The following is a 15,890-nucleotide window of genomic DNA, read 5'->3' as shown; positions in this document are numbered from 1 at the left end:
ATTCCCTGTTCACTACCAGCCGACGCCCCGTACTGAAACAACGATCTCACTTTTTGGGACAGGTGCGACCGGCCGGTCATCTGAGGTTGTCTTTCTCTAACTATTTTAGGAGAAAGGGCGGATTTGGAGAAGAGTCCGTGGAACGGGTGACGTGGTTATGGGGGGGAGCCCGATTGCCGGTGAGTTCCGCCGGAAGGCGGCAACTGCGGAGGTGGCGGATCAACTGGGTCAATTGCGCCTGGATAGTCGCTCTATTTCGTTTCTTGCCTGCGGGATTGTTTATGGCTTAATTGGACGGTCCCACTCACTGGCAATGAGCAGAGAGCAATAAGCAATGAGCAGTGAGCAGTGAGCAGAGAGCACAAGACAATGACTTCACTTATTCCCGCATCTAATCCCTCCCCGTACCTATGGTTGGCGGAGAAAGGAGTCTCATGAACGACATATTTAAGGCATTGACGGAACGGATCCTGGTGATCGACGGGGCCATGGGGACCCAACTCCAGGAGCGCCACCTCTCCGCCGATGATTTCGGCGGGCCGTCGTTTGAAGGGTGCAACGAGCACCTGGTGCTGACCCGGCCCGACGTGATCCGGGATGTGCACCGCGCCTACCTGGAGGCGGGTGCGGATATCATCGAGACCGACACCTTCGGCGGCACCGGGATCGTCCTTGCCGAATACGGGCTGGAGCATGAGGTGTTCACCATCAACCGGCGCGCCGCCGAGATCGCCCGGGAAGCATGCGAGGCCGTTGCCACGGCCGAACGGCCGCGCTGGGTGGCCGGCTCCATGGGGCCCACCACCCGCACCATATCGGTAACCGGCGGGGTCACCTTCGAACAGATGGTACACACCTTCCAGGGGCAGGCCGCGGGGCTTTTAGCCGGCGGGGTCGACCTCCTCCTTTTGGAAACCGCCCAGGACACCCTGAACCTCAAGGCCGCCGCCGAGGGGATCCGGCTTGCCTTTGAGGAGAGCGGGCGGCAGGTGCCGCTCATGATTTCCGGCACCATCGAGCCGACCGGCACCATGCTGGCCGGCCAGGGGGTGGAGGCGCTGTACGCCAGCGTCGCCCACCTGGAGGAGCACCTGGGGCTGATCAGCATCGGGCTCAACTGCGCGACCGGTCCGGAGTTCATGACCGACCACCTGCGCACGCTGGCGGCCATCGCCGACTGCTGCGTTTCGGTCTATCCCAACGCCGGGTTGCCGGACGAAAACGGCTGCTACGCGGAATCGCCTGCCTCCCTGGCGGCGAAGCTCGCCCGATTCGTCGATGCCGGCTGGATCAACATCGTCGGCGGCTGCTGCGGCACCACTCCGGCCCATATCGCGGCCATCGCCGCGCTGGTGGCGGGCAAGGCGCCGCGCCGACCCACCGCCTTGCGGCGCCGGGTCATCAGCGGCATCGAGGCGCTCGTCGTGGAAGAGGATGCCCGGCCGGTCCTGGTGGGGGAGCGGACCAACGTCATCGGCTCCCGAAAGTTCAAGAACCTGATCGTGGACGAGCGCTTCGAGGAGGCGAGCGAGATCGCCCGGTCCCAGGTCAAGGGGGGCGCCCAGGTGATCGACATCTGCGTGGCCAACCCGGACCGGGACGAGGCGGCGGACATGATGAGGCTTTTGGATTTTCTCCCCCGCAAGGTGCGGGTGCCGATCATGATCGACAGCACCGACGCCAACGTCATGGAGCTCGCCCTGAAGCGGCTCCAGGGGAAGTGTCTGCTCAACTCGGTGAACCTCGAGGAAGGGGAGGGGCGCTTCGCCCGGGTGGCCCCGCTGCTGCATCGTTACGGCGGCGCGGTGGTGGTCGGATGCATCGACGACGACCCGCAGCACGGGATGGCGATCACCCGGACGCGCAAGCTGGAGGTCGCGCGCCGCAGCTTCGAGCTTTTGACCGGTAAATACGGCCTGCGCCCCGAAGACCTGATTTTCGACCCGCTGGTCTTCCCGGTGGGGACCGGCGACGAAAACTACATCGGCTCGGCGTTGGAGACCATCGAGGGGGTCCGTCTGATCAGCGAGGCCTTTCCCCGGTGCAGCACCATCCTGGGGATATCCAACGTCTCCTTCGGGCTCCCCACCGCCGGGCGCGAGGTGCTGAACGCGGTCTTTCTCTATCACTGCGTCAAGGCCGGTCTGACCTATGCCATCGTGAACGCGGAAAAGCTGGAGCGCTACGCTTCCATTCCCGAAGCGGAGCGCCGGCTGGCGGAGGACCTGATCTTCTGGCGCGGCGAGGATCCGGTGGCCGCATTTGCCGCCGCTTTCCGGGACAAGAAGCCGGTCTCCGAGACCCCGGTCGCATCCCTTCCCCTGGACGAGCGGCTGCCGCTCTACATCATCGAGGGGAGCAAGCAGGGGCTCACCGATGACCTCGACGAGGCCCTGGCCCGGGGGGACCGTCCCCTGGACATCATCAACGGGCCGCTCATGGCCGGCATGGCCGAGGTGGGGCGGCTTTTCAACGACAACCAGCTGATCGTGGCCGAGGTGCTCCAGTCGGCGGAGGCGATGAAGGCGGCCGTTTCCCATCTTGAGCCGCACCTGGAAAAAACCGAGACGGCAGCCAAGGGGAAGCTGCTTCTGGCCACGGTCAAGGGGGACGTGCACGATATCGGCAAGAACCTGGTGGAGATCATCCTTTCCAACAACGGTTTCACCATCGTCAACCTGGGGATCAAGGTGGCCCCGGAGGTGTTGATCGAGGCGGCGCGCCGGGAGCGTCCCGATTTCATCGGCCTCTCCGGTCTTCTGGTCAAAAGCGCGCAGCAGATGGTGGTGACCGCCGCCGACCTCAAAGCTGCCGGCATCGACGTGCCGCTCATGGTGGGGGGGGCGGCGCTTTCCCGGGTCTTTGCCGACACCCGCATCGCCGCCGAGTACGCCGGTCCGGTCCTTTATGCCAAAGACGCCATGGCGGGGCTGGAGTTGGCCAACCAGTTGGCGGACCCGGCCCGCAAGGGTGAGCTTTTGAAGTCGCTTTCGGAACAGCAGGCGGCCTCGGCGAAGCTGATGGCGTTGAAGCAGGGGAAACCCGCGGAAACATCCGCCGGGGCCGGGACCTCGGCGGTGCGCCGCGACGCCCCGATCCTGCCGGCGCCCGATTTCGAGCCGCACCTGTTGCGGGACATCCCGATCGCCCAGGTGGTCCCCTTCTTGAACCGCCAGATGCTCTACACCAAGCACCTGGGGCTTACCGGGGTCGTGGAGCGCCTGCTGGCCGAGGGGGACGACAAGGCCCTCAAGCTGCACGGTGCCGTCGAGGAGCTGCTGAGCCTTTGCGCCCGGGAGAAGCTGCTCCGCCCCCAGGCGCTGTACCGGTGGTTCCCGGCCAACAGCGCCGAAAACGACCTGATCCTGTTCGATCCGCACCAGCCGGACCGGCAAACCGCGCGGTTTTCCTTCCCGCGGCAGCCGGGGGGCGAACGGCTCTGCGTGGCCGATTTTTGCCGGCCGCTCGAGGGGGGGGAGCGGGACAACGTGGCCCTTTTCGTGGTCACCTGCGGGCTGGGAGTGCGGGAGTTGGCCGAAAAGTGGAAACGGGACGGGGAGTTTCTCCGCTCCCACCTGATCCAGGCGCTCGCCCTGGAGATGGCCGAGGCGACCGCCGAGTACCTGCACTGGCGCATCCGGACCGGCTGGGGAATTGCCGACGATCCGAGCCTGACCATGAAGGAGATCTTCAATGCCGGTTACCAGGGGATCCGGGTCTCCTTCGGGTATCCCGCCTGCCCGGAGCTTTCCGACCAGCGGATCCTGTTCGACCTTTTGCAGCCCGAGTGCATCGGCGTGCAGCTTACCGAAGGCTACATGATGGACCCCGAGGCCAGCGTTTCCGCCCTGGTCTTTCACCATCCGGAGGGACGGTATTTCAGCGTGGGAGCGTAGCCGGCGGCGGGGAAGCGGCGAGCGGTAGTGGGTGAGCCCCGACCGCGGGGGACCTTCGCGTTTCATCCCCCAACGCGGCCTAGGTGCCAGGCGCCCGGCGCCCGGCGCGGAAAAAATTGGCGGCCCGACTAAAGTACAGATTTCATTGGAATGCGTTTTGTGTTATAAGCCGGCACAGTGAATACTGTGGAGTCTTGCCCGGGGCGGCAATGATGGAGCGCCTGGTCTGGGCAGGGCCGATGAACCTGCAGCTGCCGTTGGTTGTGGAGGGATGTAGTGGGAAAGTCGTCGGTTAACGAGGTGGTGGTCCGCCAACTCCTCATGCTGTATCGGGATCGGGAGTGCTGGCTCACCGTGCGGGAGATGGCGCAGCGCTGCGGGATCAGCACCTCCTGCGCGGAAAAGATCATCAGACGGTACCGCATGGGACAGATCGACGCCGACGGTTTGAAGACCGCGCCGCTTTTCCCCGAGATCTTCCGCAAGGGGAATGCCTGCAGCCAGCTCTGTTTTCCCTTCTGACCCCAGCGCGTTACGAGAAAAAGCCAGCCCCTCCGGGAAAACAGGAGGGGCTTTTGTTTAGTACCTGGCCGGCGATCGAGTGCCGGCCCCAACGATAGTGGTGCCGCGATGTCTTTGAAGAAGAGAGATTTGTACGTCATCCTGGCCGTCTTCTGTCTCGGCCTCGTGCTTGCCTTGGGCAGCTTGAAAGGCAACGGAAAGGACACCCCGTACGACGAGATGCATTGGAAAGTCTACCGGGCGCTGCAGGCCGGGCAGCAACGGGAAACGGTGGAGAAAGGGTGCAACGAGTGCCACGCCATCGTCACCATCAAGAACCACCCCCCCAAGGAGCAATGCCTCATCTGCCACAAGCGGGTCCAGCGGTGAACCGATCGGTTAGCGTGTCGGGGAAGGAGGAGCGGTGCACAAGATCGAGCCGGCAACTTTGGAAACGGGAAACGCCATCGCCATGCTCCGGACGCTCAACATCAACCTCAGGGAGATCGGCGAGTCCCATGCCGTCATGGAGGTCACGGTGGATGAGCGGCACCGGAACTATTTCGGCGGTGCCCATGGGGGACTCATCGCCACGCTGATCGACACGGTGTCCTTTTTCCCCAGGCCGCTGCTCCCTTCCGGGAAAACCTGCACGACCACCAATCTCGCGGTCACCTATGTCCGGCCCGCTCTGGTCGGCGACGTCTTGACCGCGCGCTCCGAACTCATGCATTCCGGGCGCAAACTGGTCAGCCTGAGCGTCACGGTGAAAAACCAGCACGACAAGCTGGTGGCTCACGGCAATGCCACCTTGATGGTTTCCGGCTGAAAAGAGGACGATAAGAAACGGGAGAAAGAAGGGATCGGCTGCTAGGGCGGCTGGTCCCTTTTTCGTTTGGGGAGACCGGTTCGGTGCGACCCCTGCCGGAGAAGGTAAATCAGCCCTTATTTGCGATTTTTACTGGGTTGATTGCAATGAGTTGTAATTATTGGGCAATCAAGAAATCCTTACAAAAGTTGACAATTTTGTTAAAGCGCCGAACTGCAGTGGCCGATAAGAAATTCCATAAGTTACGTAATTTCGTGTCATCGTTTTTATCTATGACGGCCATGGATTGACGAGATTGACTTGGGTTTGGGGCGTGGGGTCGGAACTGCGGGAGGATGATTCTATGGGGGGCACAGCATGAAGTGGAACGACATCAAGATGAGAGGGAAATTACTGGTTCTGGCATCGGTTGGTGTCATAGCGCTGGTTCTCGTTGGCGCCATGGGCACCTTCGATCTGCGGCGCTTGAACGTCGACCTGCGCAACTTGAACCAGAATATCGAGAACGTAACCAAATTCAGCGAAATGAAGGAAAGGTTGCTGCTGGCCCGGCTCGATGTCGTCTACATGATGTCGCTTCAGGACGTCCAAAAGGTCCAGGAGAAAAAGGACGATTACGAAAAGCAGGTCGCGCGGATCCACGAGTTGTCGAAGGATGTCGAGCGAATAAATCTCGACGGCGGGGAGAAAGGGCTGGTTGCCACCTTTAAGGAGGGGAGTGAAGCCTACGACGCGCAGGCCAGGAAGTTGTCCCAGATGCTTTTGGAGGCACACCGCTCCGGCAACCGGGCTGCCCTTGTCGAAGCCATCAACTTCGGTTCCGAACAGGTAGCGCCGTTGTACAAAAAGCCCGCTGAAGCGATCGAGGCACTGCACAGCAAAAATATCAAAGAGAGCAACGATATTTTCCTGACCGCCGACCACACGGCGCAGACCAAAGTGGTCGTGAACATCGTGATCATCATTGCCGCGGCCGGGGTTTCGCTGTTGATCGCCTTGGTCATCGCCAATGGACTTACCAAGGCTCTGCAACAGGTGTTCAGTACCATGGAGCGGATCGCGGACGGGGATCTCACGGCGCGTTCCACGATCAAATCCCGGGATGAAATGGGGATGCTCGGCAACGAGATGAACGCGATGGCCGAAAAGCTCACCGACATCATCAAAAGGCTTTCCGGCAACAGCCTGTCGGTCTCCTCGGCTGCGGTTCAGATGAATGCCACGGCTGAGCAGATGGCCACCAGCACCGAGCAGCTCGCGTCTCAGGCCAGCACCATCGCCACCGCCTGCGAGGAAATGGCCGCGACCTCTTCCGACATCGCCCGAAACTGCCATGCCGCAGCCAATGATTCGTCCAAGGCCAATGATGCGGCGATGGCAGGGACCAAGGTCGTCGAGCAGACCGTCACGGTGATGGAGCGGATTTCCTCGCGGGTACGCTCCACCGCACAGACCGTCGAGTCTCTCGGCGCCCGCTCGGACCAGATCGGTGAGATCATCGGCACCATCGAAGATATTGCCGATCAGACCAACCTCCTGGCTCTCAACGCCGCTATCGAGGCGGCGCGGGCCGGAGAACAGGGACGGGGGTTCGCCGTCGTCGCCGATGAAGTGCGCGCCCTGGCTGAGCGCACTACCAAGGCCACGCGCGAGATCGGCGAAATGATCAAGTCGATCCAGGCGGAAACCAGGAATGCCGTCTCGGCCATGGATGAGGGGGTGCGCGAGGTGGAGAACGGGACGATGGAAGCTTCCCGATCGGGCGAAGCCTTGCAGCACATCCTCGAGCAGATCGCCAACGTGACCAGCCAGGTCAACCAGATCGCCGTTGCTGCCGAGGAGCAGACCGCAGTCACCGTGGAGATCAACAACAACATCCAGCAGATTACCGATGTCGCCAACCTGAGCTCCCAATCGTCCCATGAGGAAGCGGCGGCGGCACATCAACTCGCGGCACTCTCCGAGGACCTTAAGAACATGGTTGAGCAGTTCCGGTACGCGTGACGCCGCAGACCGTACCTATTACCTTTCGATGAAAAAAGGCATCCGGAGACACCGGGTGCCTTTTTTCTTTGTCTGGACCCGTTTATTACCAAAGTCGCAGTCCGCTGTTCCAAAACTGTTACTGGGTATCGTTGCAAACTGTTGTATTTATCGGCCGATACTATTGGCAGTTCGGAAAATATTCTCTCTGGTTTACTGGAAGTGGCTGATCACCTTCCTGTTTTAGCCAATCCGCTTATTCCCTCTCACTGACAAGTGCTCTGCCCTCCTCCAATAATATTCTCAACTTATGACAGAATAAAAAAATCTGTAATACTTAAGGCGTCAAGAATTCCCTACACAAGGCTGGTAATGAGCTAAGGGTTGGGACGGTTGAGGTGCCGATGCCGTTTTATGAGTTCATGGCTGAGGTCTCTTCGCAGCGCAAGGTGGGCAAGGGCAAGCCGGTGGAGCGACCTCGTTGATTATCGGGTGCAGTATTGGAAAGGGAGGAAACAACATGTGGAGCGATATCAGGATGAAGGGGAAGTTGCTGGTTTTGGCTTCGGTCGGTATCGTCGCACTGGTCCTGGTCGGGATCATGAGTACCCTCGATCTGAAGCACTTGAACGGGAACCTGAACGAGCTGAACGGAAACATCGAGAGCGTCACCAAATTCAGCGAGATGAAGGAGCGGCTGCTGCTGGCCCGGCTGGATCTGGTTTACATGATGTCGCTGGAAGACCTGGACAAATTCCTGGCAAAAAAAGAAGACTACCGACAGCAGATTTCCCGGATAACTGAAATGATCAAAACCGCCGATGCCGGCCTGGACCAGGAAGAACAGGGCTTGCTGGCGGTCTTCAAGGAAGGCTATCTGGCTTACGATGTCGAGGGTAAAAAACTGGCCGATATGTTGGTCGAGGCCCGCAAATCCGGTGACAAGGCCGCCCTGTCCGAGGGGATCAGGTTCGGCGCCGAGGTGGTGGCCCCGTTGTACAAGAAACCTGCTGACGCAATTGCGGCCCTGCACGCCAAGAACATCAAGGACAGCAATGACATCTTCAAAGCGGCCGACAAGAGTGCGAAAAGCGAAATCGTGGTCAACATAGTGATCATAATCGCCGCCGTCGCCGTTTCGCTGGTAATTGCGCTGCTCATCGCCAACTCGATCTCCAAGGCTTTGCAGGAGGTCTTCAACACGATGGCGCGAATCGCCGACGGCGACCTTACCGCGCGGTCCTCCATCCGCTCCAAGGATGAGATGGGGATGCTCGGCAACGAGATGAACCTGATGGCGGAAAAACTCACCGGCATCATCCGGCGGCTTTCGGACAACAGCCAGTCGGTCTCTTCTGCCGCAGAGGAGATGAACTCGACCGCCGAACAGATGGCGGCCAGCACCGAGGAGCTTGCCGCCCAGGCGAGTACCATCGCTACCGCCTGCGAGGAAATGTCAGCCACCTCCTCGGACATCGCGCGCAACTGCCACAGCGCGGCCAACGATTCTTCCCGGGCCAACGAGGCGGCCGTGGTAGGGACGCAGGTGGTCGAGGAAACGGTCAGCGTGATGGGGCGTATTTCAACGCGGGTCCGCTCCACCGCCCAGACCGTGGAGTCGCTCGGGTCACGCTCCGATCAGATCGGCGAGATCATCGGGACCATCGAGGACATCGCCGACCAGACCAATCTCCTCGCCCTCAATGCCGCCATCGAGGCCGCCCGGGCCGGAGAACAGGGGAGGGGGTTCGCGGTCGTGGCGGACGAGGTCCGTGCCCTGGCGGAGCGCACTACCCGGGCAACCCGTGAAATCGGGGAAATGATCAAGAGCATTCAGTCGGAAACCAGAAACGCGGTGGTGGCAATGGAAGAAGGGGTGCGGGAGGTCGAACGGGGCACCGAAGAGGCATCGCGCTCCGGGGACGCGCTGCGGCATATCCTGGAACAGATTGCCAACGTGACCAGCCAGATCAACCAGATCGCCGTGGCTGCCGAGGAGCAGACTGCCGTCACGGTGGAAATCAACAACAACATCCAGCAGATCACCGAGGTCGCCAACCTGAGCTCCCGTTCTTCGCACGAAGAAGCAGCGGCCGCCAGTCAGTTGGCCCGGCTTTCGGACGAGTTGAAAAGCATGGTCGAGCAGTTCCGCTACGAGTGATCTCTCGCCCGGCCGGCGCAGCAACATCGGCCGTCTCACCGTTATCCGCTACGGCTGCCGCGTTCGCGGTGACCATACCGAACGACGCCTCATCCAGGGGGATCGGCACTGCAGTTGCCGGTCCCTCTTTTCGTCCGCGCCACTGTCTTAACGACCGGTCTGTTCGGATATGCCAGTCATGTTTGTTGGTTATCGCTCAATGATGCTTGATGAGTGATGCCTTATGTGCTATCTGTAAGACACTATGTTATTTCGTCCGTACGACGTTGGCTGTTCCACACAATGAAAGGGCATGCCGTGAATACCTTAAGTCATGCTGGACGATCGCACCTGTCACGAACCAATCCCCTGCCGACCCATTTCGCTCCCGCAGAAAGAAAGAACCACACTGAGCTTGCCCAAGACATCATGCGGGTGGTATCCGCTCCTTTGATCAGCAGTCTCATGACGATTGCCAACGGGCTCTTTGCCGTACTCAATGAACAGCGGCAGGTCGTGGCGGTCAATGACACCTTTCTCCGGATGCTCGGCATCGAGGATACCGGTGGCATTTTGGGGCTCCGGCCCGGGGAAATCGTCCATTGCATTCATTGCTGCGACACCCCGGGGGGGTGCGGCACCTCGGAATACTGCGCCAGTTGCGGCGCCGTTTTATCCATGCTCTCGGCAATTGAAACCAGGCAGCCTCAGGAGAGGACCTGCGCCCTCTCCGTCGAAAGGGACAGCAAGCAGGTGGACCTCTATTTCAGCGTCCGGAGCTGTCCCCTGATCATCGAAGGGGAGACCTATCTGCTGTTCTTCATGCAGGACAACAGTGTCGAGCAGCAGCGGGCCTGCCTGGAGCGGACCTTTTTCCACGACATCAACAACATCCTCTGCGGTTTGGTAGGCAAGAGCGAGATCCTGGCGCAGCAGCCGATTCCTTCGGACGACAAGGTCAAAGAGCTGCAGCATCTCGTGCTTCGGATCGCCCAGGAAGTTTCCATCCAGAACTCGCTCCAGAAATCGCTCGACGGATCCTACAAGCCGCTGTACTCCACCTTTTCCGCGCGGACGCTCCTGGGTGAGATCGAGCAACTCTTCCAGGACCACCCGCTGTCCGCCGGCAAAAAGTTCCTCGTGCAGCATGAGGGGGAAGGGGTCCTGCTCATCACCGACTTCCACCTGGTGAGCCGGATCGTGGTCAACATGGTGACCAATGCCCTCGAGGCGACCCCGGACGGGGGCACGGTGCGGCTGTACCTGGAGCCGCACCCCAGTGCGATCTCCTTCCATGTCTGGAACGAGGGGAAAATCCCCGACGAGATAGCCCTGCACATTTTCCAGCGCAACTTCAGCACCAAGGAGACGCTCGGAAGAGGGTTCGGGACCTACTCGATGAAACTGTTCGGCGAAGACGTCCTCGGCGGCATGGTCGGATTCGAGACCTCGGCAGAGGCCGGCACGACCTTTACCTTTACCATCGTCACCCAATGACCCACCGGCTCGGCTGGTGGTTACGAAGGCACGCGGATTGCTCCGGGTGCCTTTTTTCGTTTTCCGGCGCCGCCGCCGGGGCACGATATCCGCTGCGTTGGCCGATGGAGTCGTGGTAAGGTGAGGAAAAGGAGATCGTCATGAGCGGCATAGCTTTTATCTGCACCGTCGCGGTGGCCCTGGTCATCGGGAACGGTGCGAGCGGTTGGGCCTCTTCCAACCTGCGCCCGAAGGACACGCACGTTGCCACGGGGCAAACCCTCCAGTGGAACTTCGATAAGGAAAAGCCCGGGGAAATCTATTTCGGGGTGAAGGCGTTCAGCGGAAAGTGGCTGATCCGGAAAGAAGCCGGTGCGCCCACACCTCCCAACGTCCTGTGCCAGACGGCGACTGCCGACTACCCGGCACTTGTCCTCGGGGACAAGGTTCTTGACGACCTGACCGTCTCGGTGCTGTTCAAGCCCGTCTCAGGCCGGGAGGACCAGGCCGCCGGCATCATCTTCCGGGTGCGGGACAAGGACAACTTCTACATCCTGCGTGCCAACGCGCTGGAGGATAACGTCAACCTGTACAAGTACGTGAAGGGGAGACGCGAGTTGATCAAGGAAGGGGCGGCAAAGGTTTCGTCCGGGAGATGGCAGGAATTGCGGGTGGAGGCGGTGGGAAACGTGATCCGCGGGTACTTGGACGGTGCCGTGGTCGTGGAGGCCACCGATGAGACCTTCCGGTCGGGGCGGATCGGGTTGTGGACCAAGGCCGACTCGGTGACCTGCTTCGATAACGTGAAGGCGACCGAACGCTGAGGCATGAGCCAGCAGGGGGGGCGGCATGCTGCGACGGTGCGGCCGATGACGGGACCGGAATGCTTCTTCTTTTTGACCGGGAACTGTGATAGCTTCAGCTCCTCGCACCGCCGACGGTGCGCCAACCCCACGTTTAAGGAGAAGCGATGGCTGCCAGCGTACCTTCTGCCCTCGACAAGGCACTCGCCAAGGTCTGCGAGTGCTGTCCGGTCTGCCTCCATGCCCGATACCACCAGAAGGGGCTCGTCTTTCAGTTCGTGAAAAACGTCGAAAGGGGCATCTGCCCGTTCTGCCAGGCCTACGAGCGGGTGCACGGCAAGAAGGCCCACGAGAAGAGATGACCGGAAATACCTGACCGGACGCAAAGGGAGACGCAAAGCGGCCAGCCGAAAAAAAAATCGGCTGGCCTCTTTCGTTACCGCGTCAACTCCGGTGCCATTGCCGGCAGGGGCACCGCTGATGATCGCGACCGGAATGTCGCTCCTGCCAGAGTGTACGCTGCCGCTTCCATAGTTCTTGCGGCGGCGCGGGTTGCGGTTTTAATCGCGCCTGGAAAGGCGCTCCCACAGGGTAAGACGCAACCTTTACCTCGGGACTTGCCCAGAAGAGACATTGGATCGCGACCGGGCCGTCTCTTCAGAACCGGCTTGGCTCAAAAAAATCCCCGGCCGGGGCCGGGGATCTGGGGGTTACTTCTTCGCCGCGGGCTGCTTGGCGATGATCTTGTCCTTGATCTTCTCGTAAGTCGCCCTGGGGACGATCTTCTTGCTGAGCAGCTGATCTTTGCCGGCGTAGGGGCGACCGGCGACGATCTTCTTGGCGTAGGCGTCCCCGATGCCGGAAAGCGCCTTCAACTGCGCCTCGGTGGCGCTGTTCACGTCAACCAGTTCCTGCTTTGCCGCGGGTGCTTTCTGCTCCGCCTTGGCTCCCTTGGCGTCGGCCGGCTTGGCCGGTTTGTCGGCAGCTACCGCCGACATCGTGAAAGAAATGGAAAGCAGGGCAGCAACAACAATGGCAACGATACTACGCATCCATGACCTCCTCGTCTCTTAGATTGACCGCGGCCCGCATTATACAGAATCCGCCGGTGGGGTCAATCTTCATTAACAAGGATAGATCCGCTCGGCCGGCAGCCGACCGGGCCGATGGTTCCGGTTATGCCGCCTGTTCGATCTCCGGAGCATCGGAGGGGGACAGGCTCCGGGCGGTGCCCGTCCTCTTTGCGGTAACCTTGCCCGTCGCCTCGATCACCGCCTGTCCCGGAATGGTTTCGTGCTCTACCAACTGCTCCGCGATGGTTTCCACCGCTACCCGATACTGGACCAGCAGCTCCTGGCACTTTTCGTAGAGCGAATCCAAAAGCGCGCTCGCCTCGGCGACGAAGGGGGCCTGGTCGATGTGCAGCTGCAGGTCGGCCAGTGCCTGGATGCTGAAGAGCTTCCCTTCCTCCCCCATGCCGAAGGAGGAGACCATGTTGAAGGCAAGCTTGGACGCTTCCTTCAGGTCGTTGGCGGCTCCGGAGGAGATGTTCCCGAGGATGAGTTGCTCGGCGCCGCGCCCCGCCAGAAGCATCTGGATCCGGCTCTCGAGGTACGGCTGGGGATGCAGCAGGGAATCCCGGTGCTGGGTGACGAGGGTGACGCCCAAGGCGCCGCCGCGCGGCACGATGGTCACCTTTTCCAGGTGGCCGCACCCCAAAAGCACCGAGGCGACCGCGTGCCCCGCCTCGTGGATCGCGACCCGCCGGACTTCGTCCTGGGGCATCGGCGAGGAGGTCGCGGTGGCTTCACCCATCAACGAGACCTCGATCGACTCGGCAACATGGCTCATGGTGACGCAGCTCTCGTCGTTTCGGGCGGCCAGGAGCGCGGCATGGTTCACCACCTGAGCGATCGCGGCCGGCGACATCCCCACCGTCATCCGCGCCAGCTTGTGGCTGTCGATCTCGCCCATGCTCCGGACCTTGCCGAGATAGAACTTGAACAGCGAGGCGCGGTCGTCGATCCCCGGCAGGGGAACGTTGATCTTGCGGTCGAAGCGCCCTTCGCGGGTAAGCGCCGGGTCGAGCGATTCGGGATAGTTGGTGGCACCGACCACCACGACCCCTTCGGAGGGGTGGAAGCCGTCCATTTCGGAGAGGATCTTGTTGATGATCCGGTTCTGTTCCGCGGCGACCGCGTTGCCGTGCTCGCCGCGCTTGCCGATCCCGTCGAGCTCGTCGATGAAGAGGATGCACGGCGAGCGCCGGCGGGCGGTGCGGAACAGGAGCTTCGCGCGCAGGATGCCGTCGCCGACCCATTTGGAAGAGAAGTCGCTCCCGGTGGCCGCGATGAAGCTCACCTTCGCCTCGCCGGCAAGCGCCTTGGCGAGCTGGGTCTTTCCGACGCCGGGGGCCCCGGAGAGGAGGATCCCCTTGGGCGGGGCGGCGCCGAGCTCCGCAAACCGCTTCGGATCCTGGAGGTAGCCGATCACGTCCTTGAGCGCGGATTTCGCCTCGTGGGCTCCGATGACGTCATCGAAGGTCAATCCCGTTCCCTTGCTGACCACCCGGAAGCGCCCGAAGACGCTGAAAAGATAGGCGAAGAGGATGCCGCCGATGAGCGCGACATCGAAGATCTTGGCGCCGTTTACCTCGAAGAAACCGGGGGCGGGAGGCTCGGTGTTGGCGACAACGGCAAGGGGAAACCGGGCCTTCGGATCCTTGGCCGCATATTCCCGGAGCACCACCCCCGCGACGCTGTCCTTGCGGTCGGCGACACAGTACTTGGCTCCCGATCTCGTGGAGACGAGGACGCCGTACGGACCAAGCGTTGTGGCGGCGACCTGGTTGCCGTGCAGATCGGTCAGAAGGGTGGCGACATCCTTCTCGGTTCCCTTCCATTTCTCGGGATGCTTTTTCATCTGGGAAAGGATCGGGTTCACCACGACGGCGTCCTTTAGCTCCGGGGCAGGCCGGAGGTAGATGACGACCCCCGCGATAACCGAAGCGATGGTCACGGCGAATGCCGCCTGCTTTTTCCACTTTCTTCTCATCCAGAGTTTCTGCCAACGGCTGCTTGCATGACTACCTGTTACCGGCATCAACGGCTCTCCTCTATCTCTGACACGTGCTGCTCCCGTTTTCGGCGAAAGCGGCGGGCGGACCCGCGGGTCCGGCGGCGCATCGATCACGATGTTGAAAAGGCCGACGACCCGGAAGAGGATCTCGGCCCAAGATCATTACTATAGTGGAGATGCTTCCGGACCACTGTGACGGCCGTCACGTTTATGGGCATCGTAACCGATAAAAAAGGTCCCGCCGGGGCAAAGCGAGCGGCGTGGTCTACCGGCGAAGGAGCCCTGCCTGGTTTCTTGTTCGGTTCCTCCGCGGCCGATTTGACACCGAGCGTTGATCGGCGACATAATAAATGCCGGAAAAATCAACGTAAGGGAGAGATAACCTTGAGGTTTTTACTGGTAGGATTCCTGCTGTTTCTAGGTTCCGGCTGCGCCGGCAAGGACTGGCGTACCGCAAGCCGCGCGTCCGCCGGGATCGCCCCGGACCCCAAAACCACCCACGAAGCCGTGCTCCAGGTGTACGGCGCGCCGACCTGGGGCTGGAAAGGTTGGTTCGCCATCCACACCTGGTTTGCCGCCAAGCACACCAACGAAAACGCCTATACGGTCTACGAAGTCATCGGCTGGCGGCTTTACCGCGGCCTCCCCATCGTCCGCATCGAAAAGGACCTTCCGGACCGGTATTGGTTCGGCGAGAAACCGAGGCTTTTGAGCGAGCACCGCGGCCCCGACGTCGATGCGATGATCGACGCGGTCGACCGCGCCGCGCGGTCCTATCCGTGGCCGCAGCGGTACAAAGCCTTCCCCGGTCCCAACAGCAACACCTTCACCGCCTGGGTTGCGAAACAGGTTCCGCAACTGAACCTGTCGCTCCCCTTCTCCGCGATCGGCAGCGGGTACCGGGAATGATCCCGTTGGGGGCTCAGGGTAAGGACGGAAAAAGGGGCCGGCGTCAAAGGACGCCGGCCCCTTTTGCTCTGTCAGCTGCTGGGCCTGGGGCGGGACGGGATATGCCCGGCGGGGATGTCCTCATCCTCATTGTGGGAGCGCCTTTCCAGGTGCGATCCGCCGAAGGCGGTGACCGCGGCAACCGCGCCCGGAAAGGTGACGCTGCCTCTTCCTTTACTCCCCCCCCTTAAAAAATGCCGGAGAGTGGTCCTGTTCAATCGGTACACTGGCACTGT

The 15,890-nt window shown here is 61.3% G+C and carries 12 protein-coding genes; 10 read left to right on the top strand and 2 right to left on the bottom strand.

Features of this window, described 5'->3' with window-relative positions; genetic code table 11:
- Positions 1–434 precede the first annotated feature (434 nt).
- From metH to JFN93_RS07890, 9 genes are all read left to right on the top strand, one after another.
- Positions 435–3,896, top strand: a complete 3,462-nt coding sequence (gene metH, locus JFN93_RS07930) for a methionine synthase (RefSeq protein WP_199383470.1) — start codon at positions 435–437, stop codon at positions 3,894–3,896.
- Between the two features lie 276 nt (positions 3,897–4,172).
- Entirely contained in the window at positions 4,173–4,418 is a 246-nt protein-coding gene (locus tag JFN93_RS07925; RefSeq protein WP_199383468.1) for a hypothetical protein, read from the top strand.
- Between the two features lie 108 nt (positions 4,419–4,526).
- Positions 4,527–4,787, top strand: coding sequence for a cytochrome C (locus tag JFN93_RS07920; RefSeq protein WP_199383467.1), 261 nt, complete (start codon positions 4,527–4,529; stop codon positions 4,785–4,787).
- Positions 4,788–4,821: 34 nt separating this feature from the next.
- Positions 4,822–5,226 (top strand): PaaI family thioesterase, encoded by a 405-nt coding sequence (locus tag JFN93_RS07915; protein ID WP_328753646.1) that lies wholly within the window; start codon positions 4,822–4,824, stop codon positions 5,224–5,226.
- 357 nt (positions 5,227–5,583) lie between these two features.
- The gene (locus JFN93_RS07910) at positions 5,584–7,230 is read left to right on the top strand and encodes a methyl-accepting chemotaxis protein (RefSeq protein WP_199383465.1); all 1,647 of its coding nucleotides are present in this window, start codon (positions 5,584–5,586) and stop codon (positions 7,228–7,230) included.
- A 499-nt stretch (positions 7,231–7,729) separates the two neighbouring features.
- Positions 7,730–9,370 carry a methyl-accepting chemotaxis protein gene (locus JFN93_RS07905; protein ID WP_199383464.1) on the top strand — a complete coding sequence of 547 codons (1,641 nt, stop codon included), beginning with the start codon at positions 7,730–7,732 and terminating at the stop codon, positions 9,368–9,370.
- 444 nt (positions 9,371–9,814) lie between these two features.
- Positions 9,815–10,846, top strand: a complete 1,032-nt coding sequence (locus tag JFN93_RS07900) for a sensor histidine kinase (protein ID WP_199383463.1) — start codon at positions 9,815–9,817, stop codon at positions 10,844–10,846.
- A gap of 140 nt (positions 10,847–10,986) precedes the next feature.
- Entirely contained in the window at positions 10,987–11,649 is a 663-nt protein-coding gene (locus tag JFN93_RS07895) for a family 16 glycoside hydrolase (protein ID WP_199383462.1), read from the top strand.
- 146 nt (positions 11,650–11,795) lie between these two features.
- Complete coding sequence (locus JFN93_RS07890) at positions 11,796–11,990, top strand: hypothetical protein (RefSeq protein ID WP_199383461.1); 195 nt, start codon at positions 11,796–11,798, stop codon at positions 11,988–11,990.
- Positions 11,991–12,338: 348 nt separating this feature from the next.
- On the opposite strand, the gene JFN93_RS07885 is transcribed toward JFN93_RS07890, so the two are convergent.
- Positions 12,339–12,680: a ComEA family DNA-binding protein gene (locus tag JFN93_RS07885; RefSeq protein ID WP_199383460.1), complete on the bottom strand. Its 342-nt coding sequence runs from the start codon at positions 12,678–12,680 to the stop codon at positions 12,339–12,341.
- A gap of 124 nt (positions 12,681–12,804) precedes the next feature.
- A complete protein-coding gene (locus JFN93_RS07880) occupies positions 12,805–14,682 on the bottom strand; it encodes an AAA family ATPase (RefSeq protein WP_199383459.1) in 1,878 nt (625 codons plus the stop codon).
- 408 nt (positions 14,683–15,090) lie between these two features.
- Here JFN93_RS07880 and JFN93_RS07875 point away from each other — a divergent pair, with 408 nt between their 5' ends.
- Complete coding sequence (locus JFN93_RS07875) at positions 15,091–15,615, top strand: DUF3750 domain-containing protein (RefSeq protein WP_236021581.1); 525 nt, start codon at positions 15,091–15,093, stop codon at positions 15,613–15,615.
- The last annotated feature ends 275 nt before the right edge of the window (positions 15,616–15,890 follow it).

It is taken from the genome of Geomesophilobacter sediminis (assembly GCF_016458275.1).
GTDB lineage: Bacteria > Desulfobacterota > Desulfuromonadia > Geobacterales > Geobacteraceae > Geomesophilobacter > Geomesophilobacter sediminis.
The sequence above is the reverse complement of the archived record's forward strand: the minus strand, read 5'-3'. Positions and strand labels throughout refer to the sequence as shown.

Excerpts from the sequence above, each read along its gene's own strand:
- JFN93_RS07890 (WP_199383461.1), top strand. The coding sequence starts at position 11,796 with ATGGCTGCCAGCGTACCTTCTGCCCTCGACAAGGCACTCGCCAAGGTC.
- JFN93_RS07895 (WP_199383462.1), top strand. The coding sequence starts at position 10,987 with ATGAGCGGCATAGCTTTTATCTGCACCGTCGCGGTGGCCCTGGTCATC.
- JFN93_RS07880 (WP_199383459.1), bottom strand. The coding sequence starts at position 14,682 with ATGAGAAGAAAGTGGAAAAAGCAGGCGGCATTCGCCGTGACCATCGCT.
- metH (WP_199383470.1), top strand. The coding sequence starts at position 435 with ATGAACGACATATTTAAGGCATTGACGGAACGGATCCTGGTGATCGAC.
- JFN93_RS07900 (WP_199383463.1), top strand. The coding sequence starts at position 9,815 with ATGACGATTGCCAACGGGCTCTTTGCCGTACTCAATGAACAGCGGCAG.
- JFN93_RS07885 (WP_199383460.1), bottom strand. The coding sequence starts at position 12,680 with ATGCGTAGTATCGTTGCCATTGTTGTTGCTGCCCTGCTTTCCATTTCT.
- JFN93_RS07920 (WP_199383467.1), top strand. The coding sequence starts at position 4,527 with ATGTCTTTGAAGAAGAGAGATTTGTACGTCATCCTGGCCGTCTTCTGT.
- JFN93_RS07905 (WP_199383464.1), top strand. The coding sequence starts at position 7,730 with ATGTGGAGCGATATCAGGATGAAGGGGAAGTTGCTGGTTTTGGCTTCG.
- JFN93_RS07910 (WP_199383465.1), top strand. The coding sequence starts at position 5,584 with ATGAAGTGGAACGACATCAAGATGAGAGGGAAATTACTGGTTCTGGCA.